Annotated in this window: 12 protein-coding genes; 6 read left to right on the plus strand and 6 right to left on the minus strand. The window is 66.2% G+C overall.

What is annotated here, in order from left to right; translation table 11 throughout:
* Positions 1 to 229 precede the first annotated feature (229 nt).
* The 4 genes from ACSURM_RS13665 to ACSURM_RS13680 are packed head-to-tail and all read right to left on the minus strand — an operon-like array spanning position 230 to position 7050.
* Entirely contained in the window at positions 230 to 1063 is an 834-nt protein-coding gene (locus ACSURM_RS13665; RefSeq protein WP_436955260.1) for a phosphoadenosine phosphosulfate reductase domain-containing protein, read from the minus strand.
* A complete protein-coding gene (locus tag ACSURM_RS13670) occupies positions 1060 to 4641 on the minus strand; it encodes an ATP-binding protein (protein ID WP_436955261.1) in 3582 nt (1193 codons plus the stop codon). Before ACSURM_RS13670 ends, ACSURM_RS13665 begins: the two co-directional genes overlap by 4 nt.
* Complete coding sequence (locus tag ACSURM_RS13675) at positions 4638 to 5729, minus strand: DUF4007 family protein (protein WP_436955262.1); 1092 nt, start codon at positions 5727 to 5729, stop codon at positions 4638 to 4640. The genes ACSURM_RS13670 and ACSURM_RS13675 overlap by 4 nt, the downstream gene beginning before the upstream one ends.
* Positions 5730 to 5787: 58 nt before the next feature.
* A complete protein-coding gene (locus ACSURM_RS13680; RefSeq protein ID WP_436955263.1) occupies positions 5788 to 7050 on the minus strand; it encodes a cysteine desulfurase family protein in 1263 nt (420 codons plus the stop codon).
* Between the two features lie 386 nt (positions 7051 to 7436).
* On the opposite strand from ACSURM_RS13680, the gene ACSURM_RS13685 reads away from it, so the two are divergent.
* From ACSURM_RS13685 to ACSURM_RS13705, 5 genes are all read left to right on the plus strand, one after another.
* The gene (locus ACSURM_RS13685) at positions 7437 to 9044 is read left to right on the plus strand and encodes a DEAD/DEAH box helicase (protein WP_436955264.1); all 1608 of its coding nucleotides are present in this window, start codon (positions 7437 to 7439) and stop codon (positions 9042 to 9044) included.
* Positions 9041 to 10915 carry an ATP-binding protein gene (locus tag ACSURM_RS13690; RefSeq protein WP_436955265.1) on the plus strand — a complete coding sequence of 625 codons (1875 nt, stop codon included), beginning with the start codon at positions 9041 to 9043 and terminating at the stop codon, positions 10913 to 10915. The genes ACSURM_RS13685 and ACSURM_RS13690 overlap by 4 nt, the downstream gene beginning before the upstream one ends.
* Positions 10912 to 11814 (plus strand): phospholipase D family protein, encoded by a 903-nt coding sequence (locus tag ACSURM_RS13695; protein WP_436955266.1) that lies wholly within the window; start codon positions 10912 to 10914, stop codon positions 11812 to 11814. Before ACSURM_RS13690 ends, ACSURM_RS13695 begins: the two co-directional genes overlap by 4 nt.
* A 191-nt stretch (positions 11815 to 12005) precedes the next feature.
* Positions 12006 to 12653 carry a hypothetical protein gene (locus ACSURM_RS13700; protein ID WP_436955267.1) on the plus strand — a complete coding sequence of 216 codons (648 nt, stop codon included), beginning with the start codon at positions 12006 to 12008 and terminating at the stop codon, positions 12651 to 12653.
* A gap of 215 nt (positions 12654 to 12868) precedes the next feature.
* Positions 12869 to 13669, plus strand: coding sequence for a phosphoadenosine phosphosulfate reductase (locus tag ACSURM_RS13705; protein WP_436961070.1), 801 nt, complete (start codon positions 12869 to 12871; stop codon positions 13667 to 13669).
* A gap of 108 nt (positions 13670 to 13777) precedes the next feature.
* Here ACSURM_RS13705 and ACSURM_RS13710 read toward each other — a convergent pair whose 3' ends face one another.
* The gene (locus tag ACSURM_RS13710; protein ID WP_436955268.1) at positions 13778 to 14626 is read right to left on the minus strand and encodes a hypothetical protein; all 849 of its coding nucleotides are present in this window, start codon (positions 14624 to 14626) and stop codon (positions 13778 to 13780) included.
* A gap of 606 nt (positions 14627 to 15232) precedes the next feature.
* A complete protein-coding gene (ychF, locus tag ACSURM_RS13715) occupies positions 15233 to 16321 on the minus strand; it encodes a redox-regulated ATPase YchF (protein WP_189997445.1) in 1089 nt (362 codons plus the stop codon).
* A gap of 458 nt (positions 16322 to 16779) precedes the next feature.
* On the opposite strand from ychF, the gene ACSURM_RS13720 reads away from it, so the two are divergent.
* The gene (locus ACSURM_RS13720) at positions 16780 to 17193 is read left to right on the plus strand and encodes a DUF6542 domain-containing protein (protein ID WP_436955269.1); all 414 of its coding nucleotides are present in this window, start codon (positions 16780 to 16782) and stop codon (positions 17191 to 17193) included.
* The last annotated feature ends 233 nt before the right edge of the window (positions 17194 to 17426 follow it).

The raw sequence follows: 17426 nt of genomic DNA on the forward strand, positions 1-17426 counted from the left end.
CCGGGCTGTCCTCCTCACGGTGCCTCTGCACCATGCGGGTCAGCGCGTCTCGACCGGTCATACTCGATACCGACATGCAGGCAGCCCCCCGTACACGACTCTGCGACTGTGGCACCTCCAGTGTGACAGGTAAGGCTGACGGTCGTTCATGGAGCTGCGACAGAGGCCCGCCTTGCGGTGCGCGTCCGCAGGGCGGGCCCAGGTCGGTCAAGCGGCCGGAGTGATCTGGCTAAAGGTGGCAGACAGAGCAGCCAGCCTCGTCATCGTCGGAGTCGAGCGCGTCGGTGAGGACTTCCAGGAGGGGCCGGTTGGGCTTGACGCGCTTGGCAGCGCGGTCCAAGGCCGCCTGGTGCTTGGCCTCGATCTCTTCCTTGCGCTCGATCAGCTCCTGGAGGGATTCGCCTTGCGACCAGGTGTAGTTGCGGCCCTTCATGGCGGTGTGCCGGTACCGGACCTTCTCCTCGTACTCTATGGCCCGTTCGAACAGGTCGGGGTGGCGCTCCTTGAGGCCGACCCACTCGTGCTTGCGCTGGAAGAAGCAGAAGTAGCAGCCAGACCGGGTGCGCCACTCGTAGTAGTCGGGCAGGCCGATGCCGGCCTCGTCCAGGATCCGCATGACGCCGTCCTTGTCGATGCCGTCCTCTCGGAAGGGGAAGACGGCTTCGATGTTCGGCTTTGTGCTGACGTAGCCGAGGCGGTTCTCGTCGGCGCGGATGGCGACGTAGGAGATGACCTTGTCGTCGCCGACCCAGTCCTCGAGAGGCTTGATCTTGAGGTTCTTGGTGCACCAGCGCATCTGCGGGCTGGGAAGGGTGCCCTGGTAGACCTCCATCCAGTGGTCGAAGTCGCGGTCGGCGTTGAGCCGCACAATCGACTTGCCCAGCGCGGCCTCGAGCCGGTTGAGGTACTCGTAGGTCTCAGGCAGCTCGGCGCCGGTGTCGCAGAAGAAGTACTCCATCTCCGGGACTCGGTCGCGCATGTATACGGCCAGCGCAGACGAGTCCTTGCCGCCGGAGATGCCGAGCACGTGCCGGACCTTCTTGGTGTCGGCTTCGTCGGTCATCCCTGTGCCTTCCTTTCACTCGCCGCTGTCGCGGCTTCGGTAACGCGCTGGGCGAGGGCAGCGAGAAGGATCCGTGCCCCGTCCGGCCCGAGTGCCTTCTCTGCCCGCCTCAGGACGTCCGCAGCAAGCGTGTCGGCCTCGCCGCGTGTCTGCTCGGGTACGTAGATCAGCGTGCGCTGCTCCACGCCGGCGCTGTCGGTCAAGGTCAACAACTGGGCGTCGAGCTTCTCTTCCCGGCTCCGGACTTCATGTCCGGCGTGGTGCAGGTGTCCTACGCGATCGAGAGCTGCAGCCATCGCCCGGGCCTTCTGGGGGAAGACCTTGGCTTCGTGGTCGTCCCAGTCTCCGAGAGCGGAGTTGGTGAGGCGTACGACGATGGGTTCAAGCCAGTCGTCGTCTTCGAGGCTGTCGCTGAGGACGAAGTCGACGAACCCCCGCAGTTCCGGTGTCAGTACAGCCTCCGCGAAGCCTCGCAGCCTGGCCGCCAGCTGAGTGCGCAGCTCGGACAGTTCAGCCGGCAGGCGGAACTCCTTGGCCAGGACGCCGACGACTTCCGCGCGCAGCTGGCTCTCGATCGCGACGAGCTCGTCCACTGCCGCAGTGAGGCGTTCCACATAGGTGATCGCCGCTTCTGCGCTGGTGCGCGTGCGTGCCGGGACCTCGGGTAGTCCAAGAGCCTTGGGCAGTGCGTGGAAGACCAGCTCGTCGGGGTCTACAGCCTTGGCGATGGTGGCACGAACGGCGCGGGCATCGGCGGAGATGTTCTTGGTGGTGCGCGCGTACTTGTTGAGGTCGGCCACCCGGGTGATCAAGGCGCTTGCAACCGCGAGCAGGTCGGGGTTGCGCAGAGCCTTGGAGCGTGGCGCTTCCACGCCGAGGGAGACCATCAGCTTCTTGATGATGGTGCCGCGCTGGCCGTCTCCGGCCGGCGTGTACTTCACGGAGAAGCGTCCCGGGCCCTTGACGAGGCGCTCGACCACGTTAATGGTCAGCCGGGGCAGGTAGGTACCTTCCTCAAACAAGGCGACATCGTGCCGGCGGATGACGAGCGCCGGCACTAGGAACACCGGGACGACTCCGGCCTTGAGCCCGAAGGGCGGGCTCATCAGAGACCGAATGACCTCCTCGATACTCAGTCGTTCGGTGGCGCCGGTGAGTACCTCGTTCAGCGCGTTCCAGGCGGGCTGGGCGTGCTCGTGGCCCTCGCCAGGCGACGAGAAGCCGTACGGAAGCAAGCTTTCCTGCTGGCTCTCGGCCTGGGCCACGCCGTTTTCGCGGTGCAGTCCGAGGTAGGCAAGCACGCCGCTATACATGGCGCGCTCGGGCTTGTAACCGTCTTTGAAGCCAAGGTTCTTTTGACCGGACGCCGAGAGCATGGCCGTCAGCAGTATGCCGCGGGCCTGGGCCGCCTGGCTGGTCAGGACGTGGCGACCGAGCATCTCGTTGCGAATGTGAGGCGTGTGCGGGTACACCGACTCGCAGGCCAGGGAGACCAGTCCACTGAGGCTCCGGGCCGTCAGGTTGGAGGCTGCGGGTTCTTCACCCGGGGCGATGCCGCTGTGCCACAGGCTCCACGATGCGTCGGAGGACGGCGGATAGAAGGCGTCCTGCATCAGCTCCAGCAGCTCCGCTTCGGCCTGCACGATCCGCTCGGTGACTTCGCGCCGGGCGACGTGGTCGAGGCCCTGGTCGTTGCTCAGTTCCTTGAGCGCGACCAGGTAAGTGGCCGTCGTGAGCACCACGTCGGGCTGCGGCGTGGTGCCGACGAGCACGGGCAGGGGCGAATCGACGTTCGGCCGGTTGGCGTCGGTGCCAAGGTGCAAGACGACGAGACCGTCGGCAGGCTCCCTCAGCTCGTCTGGGGCAGCGACTGTCTTGGTCTCCGGACCACTGACCGCGGTGTAGAACACGCGCATCATGCCGGTGACCTGGCTGTGACGGCCGGCCACGAATGCCTGCGGGACCAACCCGCCGAGACGGTCGATGACCGAGGCGTCATCGAAGTGGCTGATGATTTCCTTGAGTCGGCCGTCGATGTCGATGTCCGTGCCCTGCCAGACCCGGTACTCGCCACTGAACTCGCGATGGACCACGAAACCCCGGCGGACGAGGTCGGCGAGCCGTTCTTCGAGCGCCGTGAAGGCGTCGGGGTCGGCGACGTCGGTGGGGTCGTGGAGAGCAAAGTGGATCATCGGGGCGGTGGCGCTGAGGGCCCCGTCGGAGTCGATCAGGTTGAGGACACCGATCGTCTTCAGAATGTCTTGATCGGTGTCCGGGAGGCCGTTGGCGTCCCGGATGCGCGCATCGACCTCGATCCACCGGCTCGCGTTGGCGGAAGCGAGCAGGGTGGTGCGTCCGGAGTTGAGGAAGTAGTCGTACAGCTGCGGCAGCCGAACCGTGCTGGCATGGTCGACTTCCTCTTTGCTGTGCCGCGCCAGCGAGTGACGGACGGTATTGGGTTCGCCGCTGTTGAGGAAGCCTGAGAGACTGCGATCGTGTTGGCCGATCTGGGCAGCGAGAATCGGTGCAGCGAGGGCCGTGATCGGATGCAGCGGATACAGGTCGGCGAAGTGTTCGGCACCAAGCTCAGCCAAGACCCCGAGACCATGCTCTGACCAAATCTCCGCAGAGGCGTGGGCCGATGCGGCAATCAAGTCTTTGCCCGCGGGGCTGACGGCTGAATGATCGAGTCGGCGACGCAGCAGGTGCAGAGAGTCACCGTGGTGGGGCACAAAGGTGATGTCTTCGAAACGGCCCTGAATCTTGGCCCATTCGCGGGTCTTCAGTTCGCTGGACCGTGAGGCGTAGTCCATGAACGAGAGGTGCTGCAGGGTCATCACGTAGACGGGCAGGCCATTTGGGCCGGCCGACTTCTCGGCGAGTTCCTGCAGAAGGAACAGGTCGTTCTGAGCGTCGGCGAACTCGTTGTGACTGGCGAGGTGTTCGAGGGTCTTGCCGAACTCGTCGATGACGAGCAGCAGGGGCTGCTGGCCATCCGCCGTCAGTGCCGTAACGGCGTCGAGGATGTTCTTGGCGCCGGCGCTGTCCGGATCGGCGCATGCAGCGAGAGCCGCGGCGATGGCCTTCGGGACGCGCTTGCCCCAGCGTCGCTCCGCCGCCGTGTGCAGGGACCGGGCGAGTGTGGCGACGAGGTGTTCACGGCGTGCGGTGGCTACGCCGCCGAGGAATCCTTCGGGGGCGATGGCGTCGCGCGCTGCGGCCAGGCGCTGGGCGAGGGCAGGGCTGGCCTCGTCGAGGATGCGCTCGGCTTCGCTGCGTCGCTTGGCGTCCCGCCCAAGCAGGGCGTCGATGAAGTTGGACAGAGTTGACTTGCCGGATCCGTATGGGCCAGTGAAGGACCAGGCGCGGGTGCGGCGTTGGTCGGCAAGGGCGCTGGCGATGCGTTCCAAAACGTCGACTGCCCGGGCGCCGACGTAGGGGTCGTGCAGGGCGTCTGTGACGTCGCGTTCGAGGTTCGTCGAGCGCATCTGGGAGCCGACGAGTTCGATGCCGGCGGGGTACTGCGGGGCGGAGTTCGCGGCGCTGCTGAGGGTCCGCGTGGGGGTTGCGGTGGTCACGCGGTCTCCTCAAAGAGTGGCTCGGTGGTTTCGGCGGTGTTGGCGGTGAGTTCCTTCTGCTCGGCCTCGGCGAGCCTGGGGAACTTGCTGGCCCATTCCTCGCGGGTCGGGAAGCCCGGGCGGCGGGTGACGAAGTCGTACTGCTCGTCAAGTACCTCCCAGGCCAGGTCGAAGGGGTCGGCGGTGAAGGCGAGGCTGCGCTGTCCCACGGCCTCGGTCAGGCTGAGCTGTGGGTGGTCCGCGGCGACCTTCTGCAGCGCCGTGACGATCTCGTTTTCCCGAACCCGGAATGCGCGCCCCGGGGAACCTGGCTCGTTGGCGAGCCGGGCAACAGAGATCGAGTTCGCCTGGCGGGAGAACTTAGCGGCGTAATCGAGGCAGGCGTAGGCCAGGACGCGCGCTGGCAGCGTGGTGCGGTGTCCGCTGGTGAACTGCCACTCCGGCTTGCCACGGGTGCCGACGAAGGTCAGCAGGTCAAGCTCACGGAAGGGGCAGGCGAGCAGATCCTCATAGCTACCCGGGGAGCCGGCCTTCTCCGGAGCGCTACGCGCGTACATCTTGGTCAAGCAGTCGATATCGCGCACGATCGACGCTTCGACCGGACTTTCCTTGTAGGAGAAGTTCACGTGCCGGGTGACGACCTGGGTCATGTCGGCCACCGTGAACCGGGAGAACGGCGCGAGGTGGAAGGCCGTGTACCAGGTCGGCGCCCAGCATTTGGCCCCGGGACGGGAAGAGACGAGCCACCAGTGCAGCAGCCACAGGCTGCCGTTCTCCTCTAGATAGGGGTCTGCGCCGTCCTCGTCGAGCAGCCAGCGAGCCTCCCACGCCGGATAGGAGTACTTGGAGCGCGCCCCGGTCGTCGGGTAGTGCTCGCGCGTCAGCTTGAAGGCCCGCGACCAGTAACGCATGGCGTTGACCATGTTTTTGCCCACGCCGAACAGCACTGGCGCGTCATCCGCGAGGAAGGCACTCGGGTCGTCTTTGACCTGCATGTACGCCTTGTGCAGCCAGCCGAAGCGGGGCGCGAAGGTCTCATGTCGCGCGAAAGAAAAATGGGCGGCTTCCCCAAGCCGGCTGTCTGACATCAGGGACCTCTCTGTGTCCTATGCGATTGCTCTAACGAGGTGTTAAACGGGGTAACGGTCAACGAGGACCATCGGCTGCGGCCAACGCGGAACCAACCTGCGTCACGGCCCGTACGACAGCCTGTGCCGCGTACTCAATTTCGGCGTCCGTAGTCGCGTAGCCCAGCGAGAAGCGGATCGTGCTGTCGGCATCGTCCCGAGTCAGCCCCATGGCCAGGAGCACGTGGCTCGGCGTCGGGGCACCGGACGCGCAGGCGCTTCCCTCCGAAGCGGCGACATCGGGCATGGCGGCCAGGACAGCATCGGCAGGCACTCCCGGGAAAGTGATACTGGTCACCCCAGGGAGTCGTTGGTCCCTTCTGCCGTTGATACGGCACTCAGGCAGAGCGTCGGTCAGTAGGCTTTCGAGGCGATTACGCAGCGTTGCAACACGCTTGGCTTCTTCACCGAGGCGGCGTCGCGCGGCGTCGGCCGCGGCACCGAGACCGATGATCCCCGCCACGTTCAAAGTGCCGGCACGCCAGCCACGCTCCTGTCCACCACCCACCAGGAGCGGTCTGTGTGGCAGCGACGTCCCGCGCCGCACGTACAGCGCACCAACGCCCTGCGGGCCGCCGAACTTGTGGGCCGACAAGGACAGCAGGTCGACATCAAGCTCGGAAACGTCTACGGGCAGCCGGCCGACGATCTGCGTGGCGTCTGTATGAAGGAGGGCACCGGCCTCGCGGGCCGCCTTCGCCGCAACTCGAAGGTCGGTCAGGACGCCGGTCTCATTGTTAGCTGCCATCAAGGAGACCAAGCCCCCGCTGCGGGCGGAGAAGACCTGCTCCAAATTGTCCAGATCCACCAGGCCGTCGGCACCAACCGGCAACAGCACAAGATCCTCGGGCCGCTCGGCGGTCACCATCCGGGCCGTCTCCAGCACAGCAGGATGCTCCACGGGGCTCGTAATGAGGGGACTTCCAGCCGTGTAGGCAGCACGTAGGGCTAGATTGTTCGCCTCCGTCGCCCCGGACGTGAAGATGATCTCGCCGGGTGAGCAGTTGAGCAGGTCGGCTAGCTGTCGACGAGCAAGGTCGACCCGGTGCGCCGCCTGACGTCCCGGTTGATGCATGCTTGAGGCGTTTCCGACGGACTGCATGGCTTCGATGACGGCCGCAGCAGCCTCCGGCCGGATCGGAGCGGTGGCATTGTAGTCAAAATAGGACATAAATGACCCATCGGACTCATTCACCATCTGCCACCCCGTCTCGCTCGTGTCGCACACCAATGTACTGCTGGTGGAAAGCTCCTCCCGCATCCGGGGTTCCACCAGGAGCACAAAGCGATCCTAGTCACGCAGCGAGATCCACTAGCCGAATCACTCAGAAGCGTGGTGTCGCAGACCGCCCACCGAACGAATGTTCTATCTCGTGCGAAGGGCGCGCAACTCGCCCTTCGCACGATCCGCACGAGGAGTCGGAACCTGATCATGAGGCGACAAATCCCGGCTCTGACTGCGGTTTTCGTCTGATGATGCGCTGACTGTCAGTGCCCCCGATTAGGGTGGTTCGAACGCTGCGACGTGGCAGTACCTGTCCGTTGGAGCGGTGCTTGGCGTGCTCGAGCTGGGGGTGGGTTCATGACGACTGTGCTGACCGAGGCGCGTGCGGGCTCTTGCCCACAACGCATCGGGCAGGTGGTGCCGTGATGACGTGGTCACCGGGGATGTCCTTCAAGGCGCTTCTGGCCGATGCGTCCATGTCGTACATCCGTGCACATCTGGGCGAGCAGCTGTGCTCCCTGCTTGATCTGATCGAGGGGGGCACGGCGGCAGATGACCGGCTGCGTGCCGTAGCGCCCATCGCCATTGACGCCGAGCGCCTGGTCGCCGAGGAGACCGAGCGCTCCGCTCTCATAGCCCTGCTTCCGGGCCCCAAGCAGGCCGAGCTGGCGCAGCGACTCGGCTCCGTAGGTGATGAACCGGCCCCGCTGAACTACCTGCAGAACCTGAAGTGGACGGCGGACGAGCGGCGCGAGCTGCTGGAGTTCTTGGGCTTCACAATCGATCGGGCGCCGTCCCTCCCGCTGGCGTTTAAGCAGGAGGCGGCGCCCGAGTACGGCTTGTTCCCGCATCAGCGACACGCTGCGGCCCGGGTCAAGGAACTGTTGTACGAGGGCACGCGGCGAACAGTTCTCCATCTGCCCACCGGCGTCGGCAAGACCCGAACGGGCATGAGCCTAATCTGTGATCACCTGCGGCAGCACGAACCGACCATGGTGGTGTGGCTGGCACACGGGCAGGAACTGTTGGAGCAGGCCGCTGCCGAGTTCGAGCGCGCCTGGGCCAAAGTCGGTGACCGTCCACTTCCCGTTCTCAGGGCATGGGGCAGTGCCCCGGTGGAACTCGCAGGCATGACTGACGGGCTGGTCGTCCTCGGCCTGGAGAAGGCCGTGTCGACAGCGAAGTCGGACCCTCAGTTCCTGGCCACCCTCGCGGCACGTAGCACCCTGACCGTGTTCGACGAGGCTCATCAGATCATCGCTCCCACCTTCCAGAGAGTCGTCGATCAGTTGACGATTCGTCATGACGCAAGCCTCCTCGGGCTGACGGCCACGCCCGGGCGCACGTGGGCCGACATCTCGAAGGACGAGGAGCTTTCCGACTACTTCTCCCGGCAGAAGGTCATGCTGGAGATCGAGGGCTACACCAACCCGGTGACGGCCTTGATCGAACAGGGCTACCTGGCAAAGCCGCTCATGCGGACCGTGGCCTCCGAGCCGGGCGTACAACTGTCGGCCCGCGACCAGCAGCTCCTTGCACGGTCATTCGACATTCCGGCCACGCTGATGGCCGAGCTCGCGGGGGACGAGCAATGGAACCTGAAAGTTGTCCAGACGATCATGGAGCTGCTCGAGCAGCAGCACCGCCGGATTTTGGTCTTCGCCGCGTCCGTCGACCACTGCCGGCTGATCGCGGCCGTGCTGTCCGCCGCAGGCATCGATGCCGAGTTCGTCACCGGCGAGTCCTCCCCCCGGCACCGCAGCCAGATTATCGCTCGGTTCAAGGGGTCCGGTCGACGCCCCATGGTTCTGTGTAATTTCGGCGTCCTGACCACCGGCTTCGACGCCCCGGCCGCCAGTGCGGCGGTCATCGCCCGCCCGACCAAGTCACTGGTGCTCTACAGCCAGATGGTCGGCCGAGTTATCCGCGGCCCCAAGGCTGGCGGTACCCCCACCTGCGAGATTGTCACCGTCGTCAACCCGGACCTCCCCGGGTTCGGCGATGTGGCAGAAGCATTCACCAACTGGGAAGACGTATGGGAGACAGCGTGACCAGCGACGGCAGCAACTACCGGATCGTCAGCCCTTCGCTGACCGTCAAGGCCATGCGGGACAGCGGCTACAAGAACACCGCCTACGCCCTTGCCGAACTGATCGACAACAGCATCGACGCCAAGGCCACGCTCGTGGAGGTCTTCGCGTGCGAGAACCCCGTGCAGGTCGGTTCCCGGACCAGCCACCGGGTGGAGACCATCGCCGTCCTCGACAACGGTCATGGCATGGAACCTCCGCAGCTGCGACGTGCCCTGAAGTACGGTGATGGGCAGGGCGCCGACCCGGGCCGCATTGGGCGTTTCGGCATGGGCCTGCCCAATTCGAGCATGTCGCAGTGCACGCGGCTCGACGTCTGGTCCTGGACCAACGGCGCGGGCAACGCCATGCACACCTACCTCAGCCTCGAAGAGATCGAAAAGGGGCTGATCGACGACGTCCCCGATCCCACACACGACCCGCTGCCCGAGTACTGGCGGGACCTCAGTGACGGGCTCGGCGACACCGGCACGCTCGTTGTCTGGACCAACCTGGACAAGGTCAATTGGTACGGGGCCGCGGCCACCCTGAAGAACACCGCCGACCTGATCGGCCGGGTCTACCGGCACTACCTCGACAAGGGACGCGTCGACATCCGAATGGCCCCGGTCCGCGAGGGCAAGGTCGTTGACGGCGAGTACCACGCGGTGCCCAACGATCCGCTCTATCTGATGGCGCCGACCTCCACGCCGGAGCCGTTCTCGGACAAGCCAATGTTCATGCCCTTCTCCATGGGCAGCGAATCCGAGCCTGGTGTGATGCACTTCCCCGTGGTCCACGAGGGTAAGCGGCACAACATCACGGTCCGGGCCTCCATCGCCCGCCCGGAGGCCCGTCGTGCCGACGTCGAGGGCCATCCGTGGCCGGACGGCATCAGCCGTACGACTGACTCCGGCATCCTGCCGTGGGGCAAGCACGCCCGGCGAAATGTCGGTATCTCGCTCGTACGCCAGGGCAGGGAACTGGACCTCGACGCCTCCTGGGCCATCGGGTACGACCCGACGGAGCGGTGGTGGGGCGTCGAGGTGGAGTTCCCGCCGGACCTCGACCCCATCTTCGGCGTGACCAACAACAAGCAGAGCGCCACCGTCTTCTCGTCTCTCGCCCACTTCGACTGGAAGGCCCACGCCGAGGCCGGCGAATCCTTCAAGGGTTTCAAGGAGCGTCTGGCCGAACTCGGCGATCCGCGACTTCCTCTGATCGACCTTGTGCTCTACCTGGAAGAGAAGCTGCTGCCAGCCATCCGGCGTCAGCTCAAGCAGCAGACGATCGGAACCCGAAAGAGCAAGAAACGGCATGACGATGACGTCGCCTCCAAGGTCACGGACACCGTCAAGCGCCGCAGCGAGGAGGGCTACACCGGCAAGACCGACGAGCTCGACGAAGGCGCTACCACCGAGGCCAAGCGGCAGGAACAGGTCGAAGCCCTCACCCAGCGGCACAACCTGGACGAGGACACCGCGCAGACCATGGTCGAGGAGGCTCTGGAGAAGGAACTCCGCGCGCGGTGGATCTCCAGCTTCCAGGACACCTCCGCCTTCTTCAGCATCGACCTCATGGCCGGCATGTTGCAGGTGATCTTCAACGAGAGGCATCCCCTGCACTCTCAGCTGATGACCGTTCTCGAGGACGTACCGGAAGACGCGGACGCGGACGCACTGCGTGACCGGCTCAACCAGGCCGCCGAGACCTTCAAGCTGCTGCTCTTCTCCTGGGCACGCATGGAGGACGAGACCTACCCCGACCGCGAGCGCGAACGCATCGCCGACGCGCGTCGGGAGTGGGGCCGCTACGCCCGTGACTTCGTGGATGGAAAGGCTGGCGGCGCGTGACCGAGCCCGCCCACATTTGGCGGCAGATCGAAGAACTGATGGCGGGCGCTCATGGACGCGTAACCGTTGTGGCGCCCTTCATCAAGCGCGAGGTGCTGGCAGCCGCCCTCGCCGCTGTCTCCGACTCAGTGGAGACCATCGACTGCATCACGCGGTGGGTCCCCGAGGAGGTGGCGGCGGGGGTTTCGGACCCTGAGATCATTACCCTCGCGGAGGACGACAAGCGGCTGCGCGTTGCCCTGTGCTCGAGCCTGCACGCCAAGCTCTACCTCACCGGTGAACGCTGCCTGATTGGGTCGGCCAACCTGACAGGCAAGGCCACCGGGCGGGTCCCGAACTCGAATATCGAGATCCTGGTCGAGGCGTCAGCAGCCCATCCCGAAGTCTCACGAGTGCTCAGCGAGATCGAGGCTCGTGCGATCGAGGCGACGCCCCACATGGCCGCCCTGGTGAGACAACAAGCGGAGCTGCTGAAAGCGCATCGCCCTGCTGCCTCCGACCAGCCACGAGGAGAAGCACAGCAGGGCTGGTACCCGGTCACGCGACGTCCGGAGACTGTGTACCCGTACTACTGCGGAAGGTCCCAATTCGGGCGATCCGTGGAAGCAGCCATCCTCCGTGACCTTGCGTTCCTGGGCGTACCGGCGGGCTTGGACGAGGCCGAGTTCACGGACTGGGTCGAAAGCCGCCTGCGCCAGATTCCTGCCCTCCAAACGCTGGTGCAGGGTGATCGCCTGACCAACGTCGAGCTGCAGCACGCACTGCAGGAGCAGGCGGGCTTGACCGATGAGCAGGCCAAGAGAGCGACCGAAACCATCGCCGCGTGGCTTCGACACTTCGGCCGCTTCTACACCGACGTGGGAACATGGGAAATCAGGCACGGACAAGAACTGTCGTAACCGCTCGCCTGACGTGACGCTGGCCTCGGTACCGAGGCCGGCCCGCACCGGAATCTGATCGCCGGCGAGCTGCCGCCGGACCCGCCAACATGAACCGCGGACTCGCCTAGGATCTGTTCGGATAGCCAGCTGTGGCGGCAGCGCCCTACCTGGCGGTCTCAAGCCAGGAAGTCAGGTGCGGGAAGGTTCTCATGGCTCAAGCGCGGGTCCCCTACCTGCTCGGGCATGCTGAGATCGCTTCTCTCTTCCGAATCGAACGCCAGACATCTCAGAAGTGGCGTACGGAGGGCACGCTTCCCGAGCCCGACCTGGTCGCTTCTGGTAATCCGTACTGGTTGTTGACGACAGTGTTGGGCTTGGGCGGCATCGGAGACCGGCAGGTTGATGAGCGCCAACTCGACGCCTACAAGGGCGCCATCTCCCACGGCTACGTCCCGCGGGAGGATGAACAACTACCCGTGATCATCGGCATCCAGGAGGTGGCTCGCGTCCTAGGTCGAGATGCCCAGGCCGTCTCCCGGTGGCGTAACCGTCGACGTATCGCCGAGCCAGACCTCGTTCTCTCTGGTTCTCCGCTCTGGCTCTTGGAAACGATCACCGCGGATGCGTATCAGCGGCAGCGATCCGTCGTCCCCGCCGAAATCGCCCTGGTCCGCGCAGGACAGCGTGCCCCGCAGAAGCCGCGCGGTCGCAGGTCAGGCAACCCCACCGTGCGCACGCCAAAGGCGGTGGCGCCAGCAGCACGAACCTTCACGAGCGACGAGCAGGATACCGCCGTGGAGTTCCTGGAATCGATACTGGCCCACGGCTACGCCGTCGTGATCAAGCCGCAGACCTGACTCAACTGACCCTCTCTACTAACGATCCCAAGCGTCCAACGCCGCTTGGCTGCACCCCCGTTCGCTGACAGCCGTGAGAGAAACACTTGATGAGTGGATGGATCATCCATACTCTCTCTCACATGTCGATCTTGCAGCGCACCAGTGGCGCCCATAACACCGACTCAACCGACACCGGCCCACAGGCCGCCTTCTGCCAGCCGAACCACAACCCGATGAAGGTCGTCTCCTACGGAGGCGGCGTGCAATCAACGGCGCTGCTAGTGCTGGCCGCCCGTGGAGAGATCGGCTTCCGTACCTTCCTCTTCGCCAACGTCGGTGACGACAGCGAGCACCCGGCAACGCTCACCTACGTTCGCGAGATCGCCATCCCGTACGCCGCACGTGCGGGACTAGATGTCCACGAGCTCAGGCGGCGTCGACGCGATGGGGCCGCCGAAACGCTCATGCAGCGGCTGAACCGGCCAGACACCCGGTCGATCCCCATCCCGGTCCGCATGGCCAACGGTGCTCCTGGCCGCCGCAACTGCACAGCCGACTTCAAGATCAAGGTGGTCGGACGGTGGCTCCGGGAGCATGGCGCCACCGCCGAGGCCCCGGCTGCGGTCGGCATTGGCATATCGCTCGACGAAATCCATCGCGCCAACCGCCGGCGGAGGGAAGCCCACGAGATCATCGAGTACCCACTGCTCGACCTCGGGCTGCGCCGGGACGACTGCGAGCGCATCATCGTCGAGGCCGGCCTGCCGGTTCCGCCCAAGAGCTCCTGCTTCTTCTGCCCCTTCCGCACCGTCGACGCCTGGCGCCACCAGCGCCGGCACGAGCCCGAGTTGTTCGCTCAGTCGGTCCTGCTGGAGGAGATGATCAACCGTCGACGGGCCGCACTGGGGCGGGATGCCGTGTATCTCACGAGGTACGGCGTCCCGCTCACCCAGGCCATCCCCGACCAGAGCCCGGGGGTAGGTGACGCCGATGAGGATGAGGGGGCTTGCGACTCCGGCTGGTGCATGACCTGATACGTGCCGAGCAGGCCGCGAGCGGTGGAGCCCGAAAGTCATGGCTTCGGGCCCACCCATCGTTTGCCCCTGCCGACGTGGCCGCCGCAGGGCGCTGCCGGTGACAAATCAGAGCTCGGGCGGCTCACCGGGCTGAAGGTGGAGGACGGCGAGGTACTCGCCGTAGGGCATCTCCTCGTCCACCCAGCGACTGCCCGAGGGATCGGGGATCCACATGCCGTCGAGAAGGTACTTGTCATCGAAGACGGCGACGCAGCCCTCCTGCACCGCTGCCGCCATCAGCAGTTGGATTCCCAGCAGCAGCACCGTGGAGGCTTCCCTCAGCGTGCAAACCTCGGCGCGCCCGGTGGGAAAGACGTTCCCATCCGCGTCACTGTCCGGCTCAGGGATGGCGGCACGACCTCGGACGACCATCTCGTGCAGGGTAATCACCTGGGCCACCGCTGCCGCCACCGGCGTGCTGGCACCCGGCACGCCGTCCGGGGCATGCGCCCGCAGATGGTCGGCAACCGCACGAGCATGGACGAGCCATTCCTCAGCGGGGTGACGCAGCCGTCGTTCGGCGGCCTCGACGGCCATCCCGGGTTCCGTGGCGTCCGGGTGCAGCAGCCGAACGAATCCTTCAAGTGCCGCACGCAGGTAGCCGAGGCGGACCTGGTGCTGCTGCGACTCCTCCATCATCTCGGTCCAGACGGCATCAAAGGCGAGGCCCGCTGAGCACATACCGCCATCGTCGTACGACATGTCGAACGTCATTGCGCGCAGGCCCTGAGCGAGGCGCAGCCACTTGTAGGCCGTGTTCCAGACCTTCTGCGCCCCGGGAACTCCGGTGACGACGGAGGCATGCTCCACCCAGTCGGTGAGTTCACGGACATGGTCCTCAGGCTCGGATAACGCGAGCGTGGCCAGGGTTCGGTACGAGGGCAGGCAGGAGCCCTCCATCCGTGTAGTGGTCATGAGGTAGAGCGTGGCACACAGCACTGACAGTCGCTGCGGCGCTGGGAGCCGGTGTAATGCTTAGGTACTAGTGGTGCCGCGTACGAGCCGGTGTCCTCGCAACTCTCTTCCGCAGTGCGAGAGCTCGCCCTTCCGGCCCTCTTCCACGCCAATCAGATGCGGGGTGTCGTGCAGGAGCGGGCGGTTGCTGCAGTCTCAATCACCGTGTGATGGATACAGGCATGTGGCCGGTACCACCGGACGTAGAACGGGTTCAGTGGGACTACGTCCCCAGGCGCCCCCCTGGGGCCGCTGCGCATAGACATGGATCAGTAAGAGGTCATCGCTGCTCTGGCCGCGCACGGCTTCATCACCCGGTCCGACGGATAGACAGTAACCACCTCACGCCTCTCCGAGCCGCAGCCCATGATTCAGCACGGAACCCCACCGGCATCCCAGCACGATCCCAGCACGGTAGGGATGAGCAGGGGCGATATCAGGTGACGGCGGGTCAGATTTCCCAGCACCATCCCAGCACGGGAAAAAACCAGGGGCCCGACCCCGGAGGATCGGACCCCATCTGACCTGCACATTTGCCAGATCAGCGAAGTAGTGGTAAGTCACCCGCTACACATTGAAGCGGAACTCCACCACATCCCCGTCCTGCATCACGTAGTCCTTGCCCTCCATGCGGGCCTTGCCCTTGGCTCGGGCCTCGGTGACGGAGCCGGTTTCCACCAGGTCGTCGAAGGAGATGACCTCGGCCTTGATGAAGCCCTTCTGGAAGTCGGTGTGGATGACACCGGCCGCCTCGGGGGCCGTGGCGCCCTTCTTGATCGTCCAGGCGCGGGACTCCTTGGGGCCGGCCGTCAGGTACGTCTGCAGGCCCAGGGTGTCGAAGCCGACACGGGCCAGGGTCGCGAGGCCCGGCTCGTCCTGGCCGACGGACTGGAGGAGTTCCAGGGCCTCCTCCTCGTCCAGCTCGGCGAGGTCCGCCTCCAGCTTGGCGTTGAGGAAGATCGCTTCGGCGGGGGCGACCAGGGCGCGCTGCTCGTTCTTGAAGTCCTCGTCCACCAGCTCGTCCTCGTCGACATTGAAGACGTAGAGGAAGGGCTTCGTCGTCAGCAGGTGCAGGTCGTGGAGGAGCTCCGCGCGCTCGCTGCCCTGGACGATGCCGTGGGCGAAGAGCGTCTCGCCCTTCTCCAGGATCTCCTTGGCCTCCTCGACGGCCTTGACCTTCGGCGCGATGTCCTTCTTGATCCGCGACTCCTTCTGGAGGCGGGGCAGGACCTTCTCGATGGTCTGGAGGTCGGCGAGGATCAGCTCGGTGTTGATCGTCTCGATGTCGTCCTTCGGCGAGACCTTGCCGTCGACGTGGACGACGTTCTCGTCCTTGAAGGCGCGGATGACCTGGCAGATCGCGTCCGACTCGCGGATGTTCGCCAGGAACTTGTTGCCCAGGCCCTCACCCTCGGAGGCGCCGCGCACGATGCCGGCGATGTCGACGAAGTCCACCGTGGCCGGAAGGATGCGCTCCGACTTGAAGATCGAGGCCAGCTTGGCGAGGCGGGCGTCGGGCACGCCGACCACGCCCACGTTCGGCTCGATCGTGGCGAACGGGTAGTTGGCCGCCAGCACGTCGTTCTTGGTCAGGGCGTTGAACAGGGTCGACTTGCCGACGTTGGGCAGGCCGACGATTCCGATCGTGAGCGACACGTTGCGACTTCCCGTAGTTGAGTGGGCCAGGGGCTGCCAGGGGCCAGAGACCGACACTGGCCGATCCACCAGTTTACGGCGTCCCGCGCGCCCGCCTCGCGAGAGTGCCGGACGCCCGGCCAAGCTCCCCCGCCCGGCGTGTCTGGGGGCTGATTCAGCACATAAACAGACCTAGGTTGGTCCCTGTGGAGCAACACAGGCAGCGACCCCCGAACGACGGACCGCGACGCGGCATGCCGCCCCAGCGCCCCAGAGGCCTGCGGCAGCCCCCGCCGTCGTCGGCCCCCGCGTCGTCGCCGGGTCCCAGGGCCTCGGAGGCTCCTGTCCCTCCTACGGCTCCGCCGGGTCCTTCCTCTCCGACGCCCTCCCAGGGCCGACGACGGCCGGGGGGCGCCCGTGCGAGCGGCGGCGGCAGCGGGGGTGGTGCGGGTGCCGGTCGCTCCGGGCGGCGGCCCCGGGTGGCGCCCGCGACCGCGGCCCCAGGGCCCCGGCTGCCCAATCCCCGGCTGACCGGGCTCGGCAGCGGTCTGTTCTGCGCCGTGGCCATGTTTCTGCTCGGCTGCCTGGACCAGCTGCTGTTCGGCGCCTCCCCGGCGGTCTACGGCGTGCTGTTCCTCCCGGTGTGCGTGCTGACCGCGCTGTGGGTGCGCGGCGGGGACGTGCTGAGCGCGCCCGTGGTCCTGCCGATCGCGTTCGCGGTGGGGCTGCTGCCGGTCGCGGAGGGCGGCGGGGGGCTGCTCGGGCGGCTGATGGGGCTGGTCACCGGGCTCGCCACCCAGGCCGGGTGGCTGTACGGGGGGACGGTGCTGGCCGCGGCGATCGTGCTCGTCCGCCGGGTGCGGTGGGTACGGGGACGACAGCGGCGCGGCTGATGCCCCCTCCCCGCTCCCGGTGCGGCTGACGCCCCCGGAAGCCTGTATTCCCGGTCAGCCGGGCGAGCCGCTCCCCAGCAGAACCAAGGAGCGCTCCCCCACCGGACGCCGGAGCCGCAGTCCGCAGCCAGCCCGCACCCCGCAGCCGCCCCGCCGGAGCCAGCCCAGAGGCCCCCCCGCCAGAGCCGGAGCCCAGAGGCACCCACCGCCGGAGCCGGAGCCCGGAGGCCGGC

Source organism: Streptomyces sp. SudanB182_2057 (assembly GCF_964272715.1).
Taxonomy (GTDB): domain Bacteria; phylum Actinomycetota; class Actinomycetes; order Streptomycetales; family Streptomycetaceae; genus Streptomyces; species Streptomyces rubradiris.

Coding starts and splice junctions, on each gene's coding strand:
- ACSURM_RS13705 (WP_436961070.1), top strand. CDS start 12,869: ATGAAGGTCGTCTCCTACGGAGGCGGCGTGCAATCAACGGCGCTGCTA.
- ACSURM_RS13710 (WP_436955268.1), bottom strand. CDS start 14,626: ATGACCACTACACGGATGGAGGGCTCCTGCCTGCCCTCGTACCGAACC.
- ACSURM_RS13675 (WP_436955262.1), bottom strand. CDS start 5,729: ATGTCAGACAGCCGGCTTGGGGAAGCCGCCCATTTTTCTTTCGCGCGA.
- ACSURM_RS13665 (WP_436955260.1), bottom strand. CDS start 1,063: ATGACCGACGAAGCCGACACCAAGAAGGTCCGGCACGTGCTCGGCATC.
- ACSURM_RS13685 (WP_436955264.1), top strand. CDS start 7,437: ATGTCCTTCAAGGCGCTTCTGGCCGATGCGTCCATGTCGTACATCCGT.
- ACSURM_RS13700 (WP_436955267.1), top strand. CDS start 12,006: ATGGCTCAAGCGCGGGTCCCCTACCTGCTCGGGCATGCTGAGATCGCT.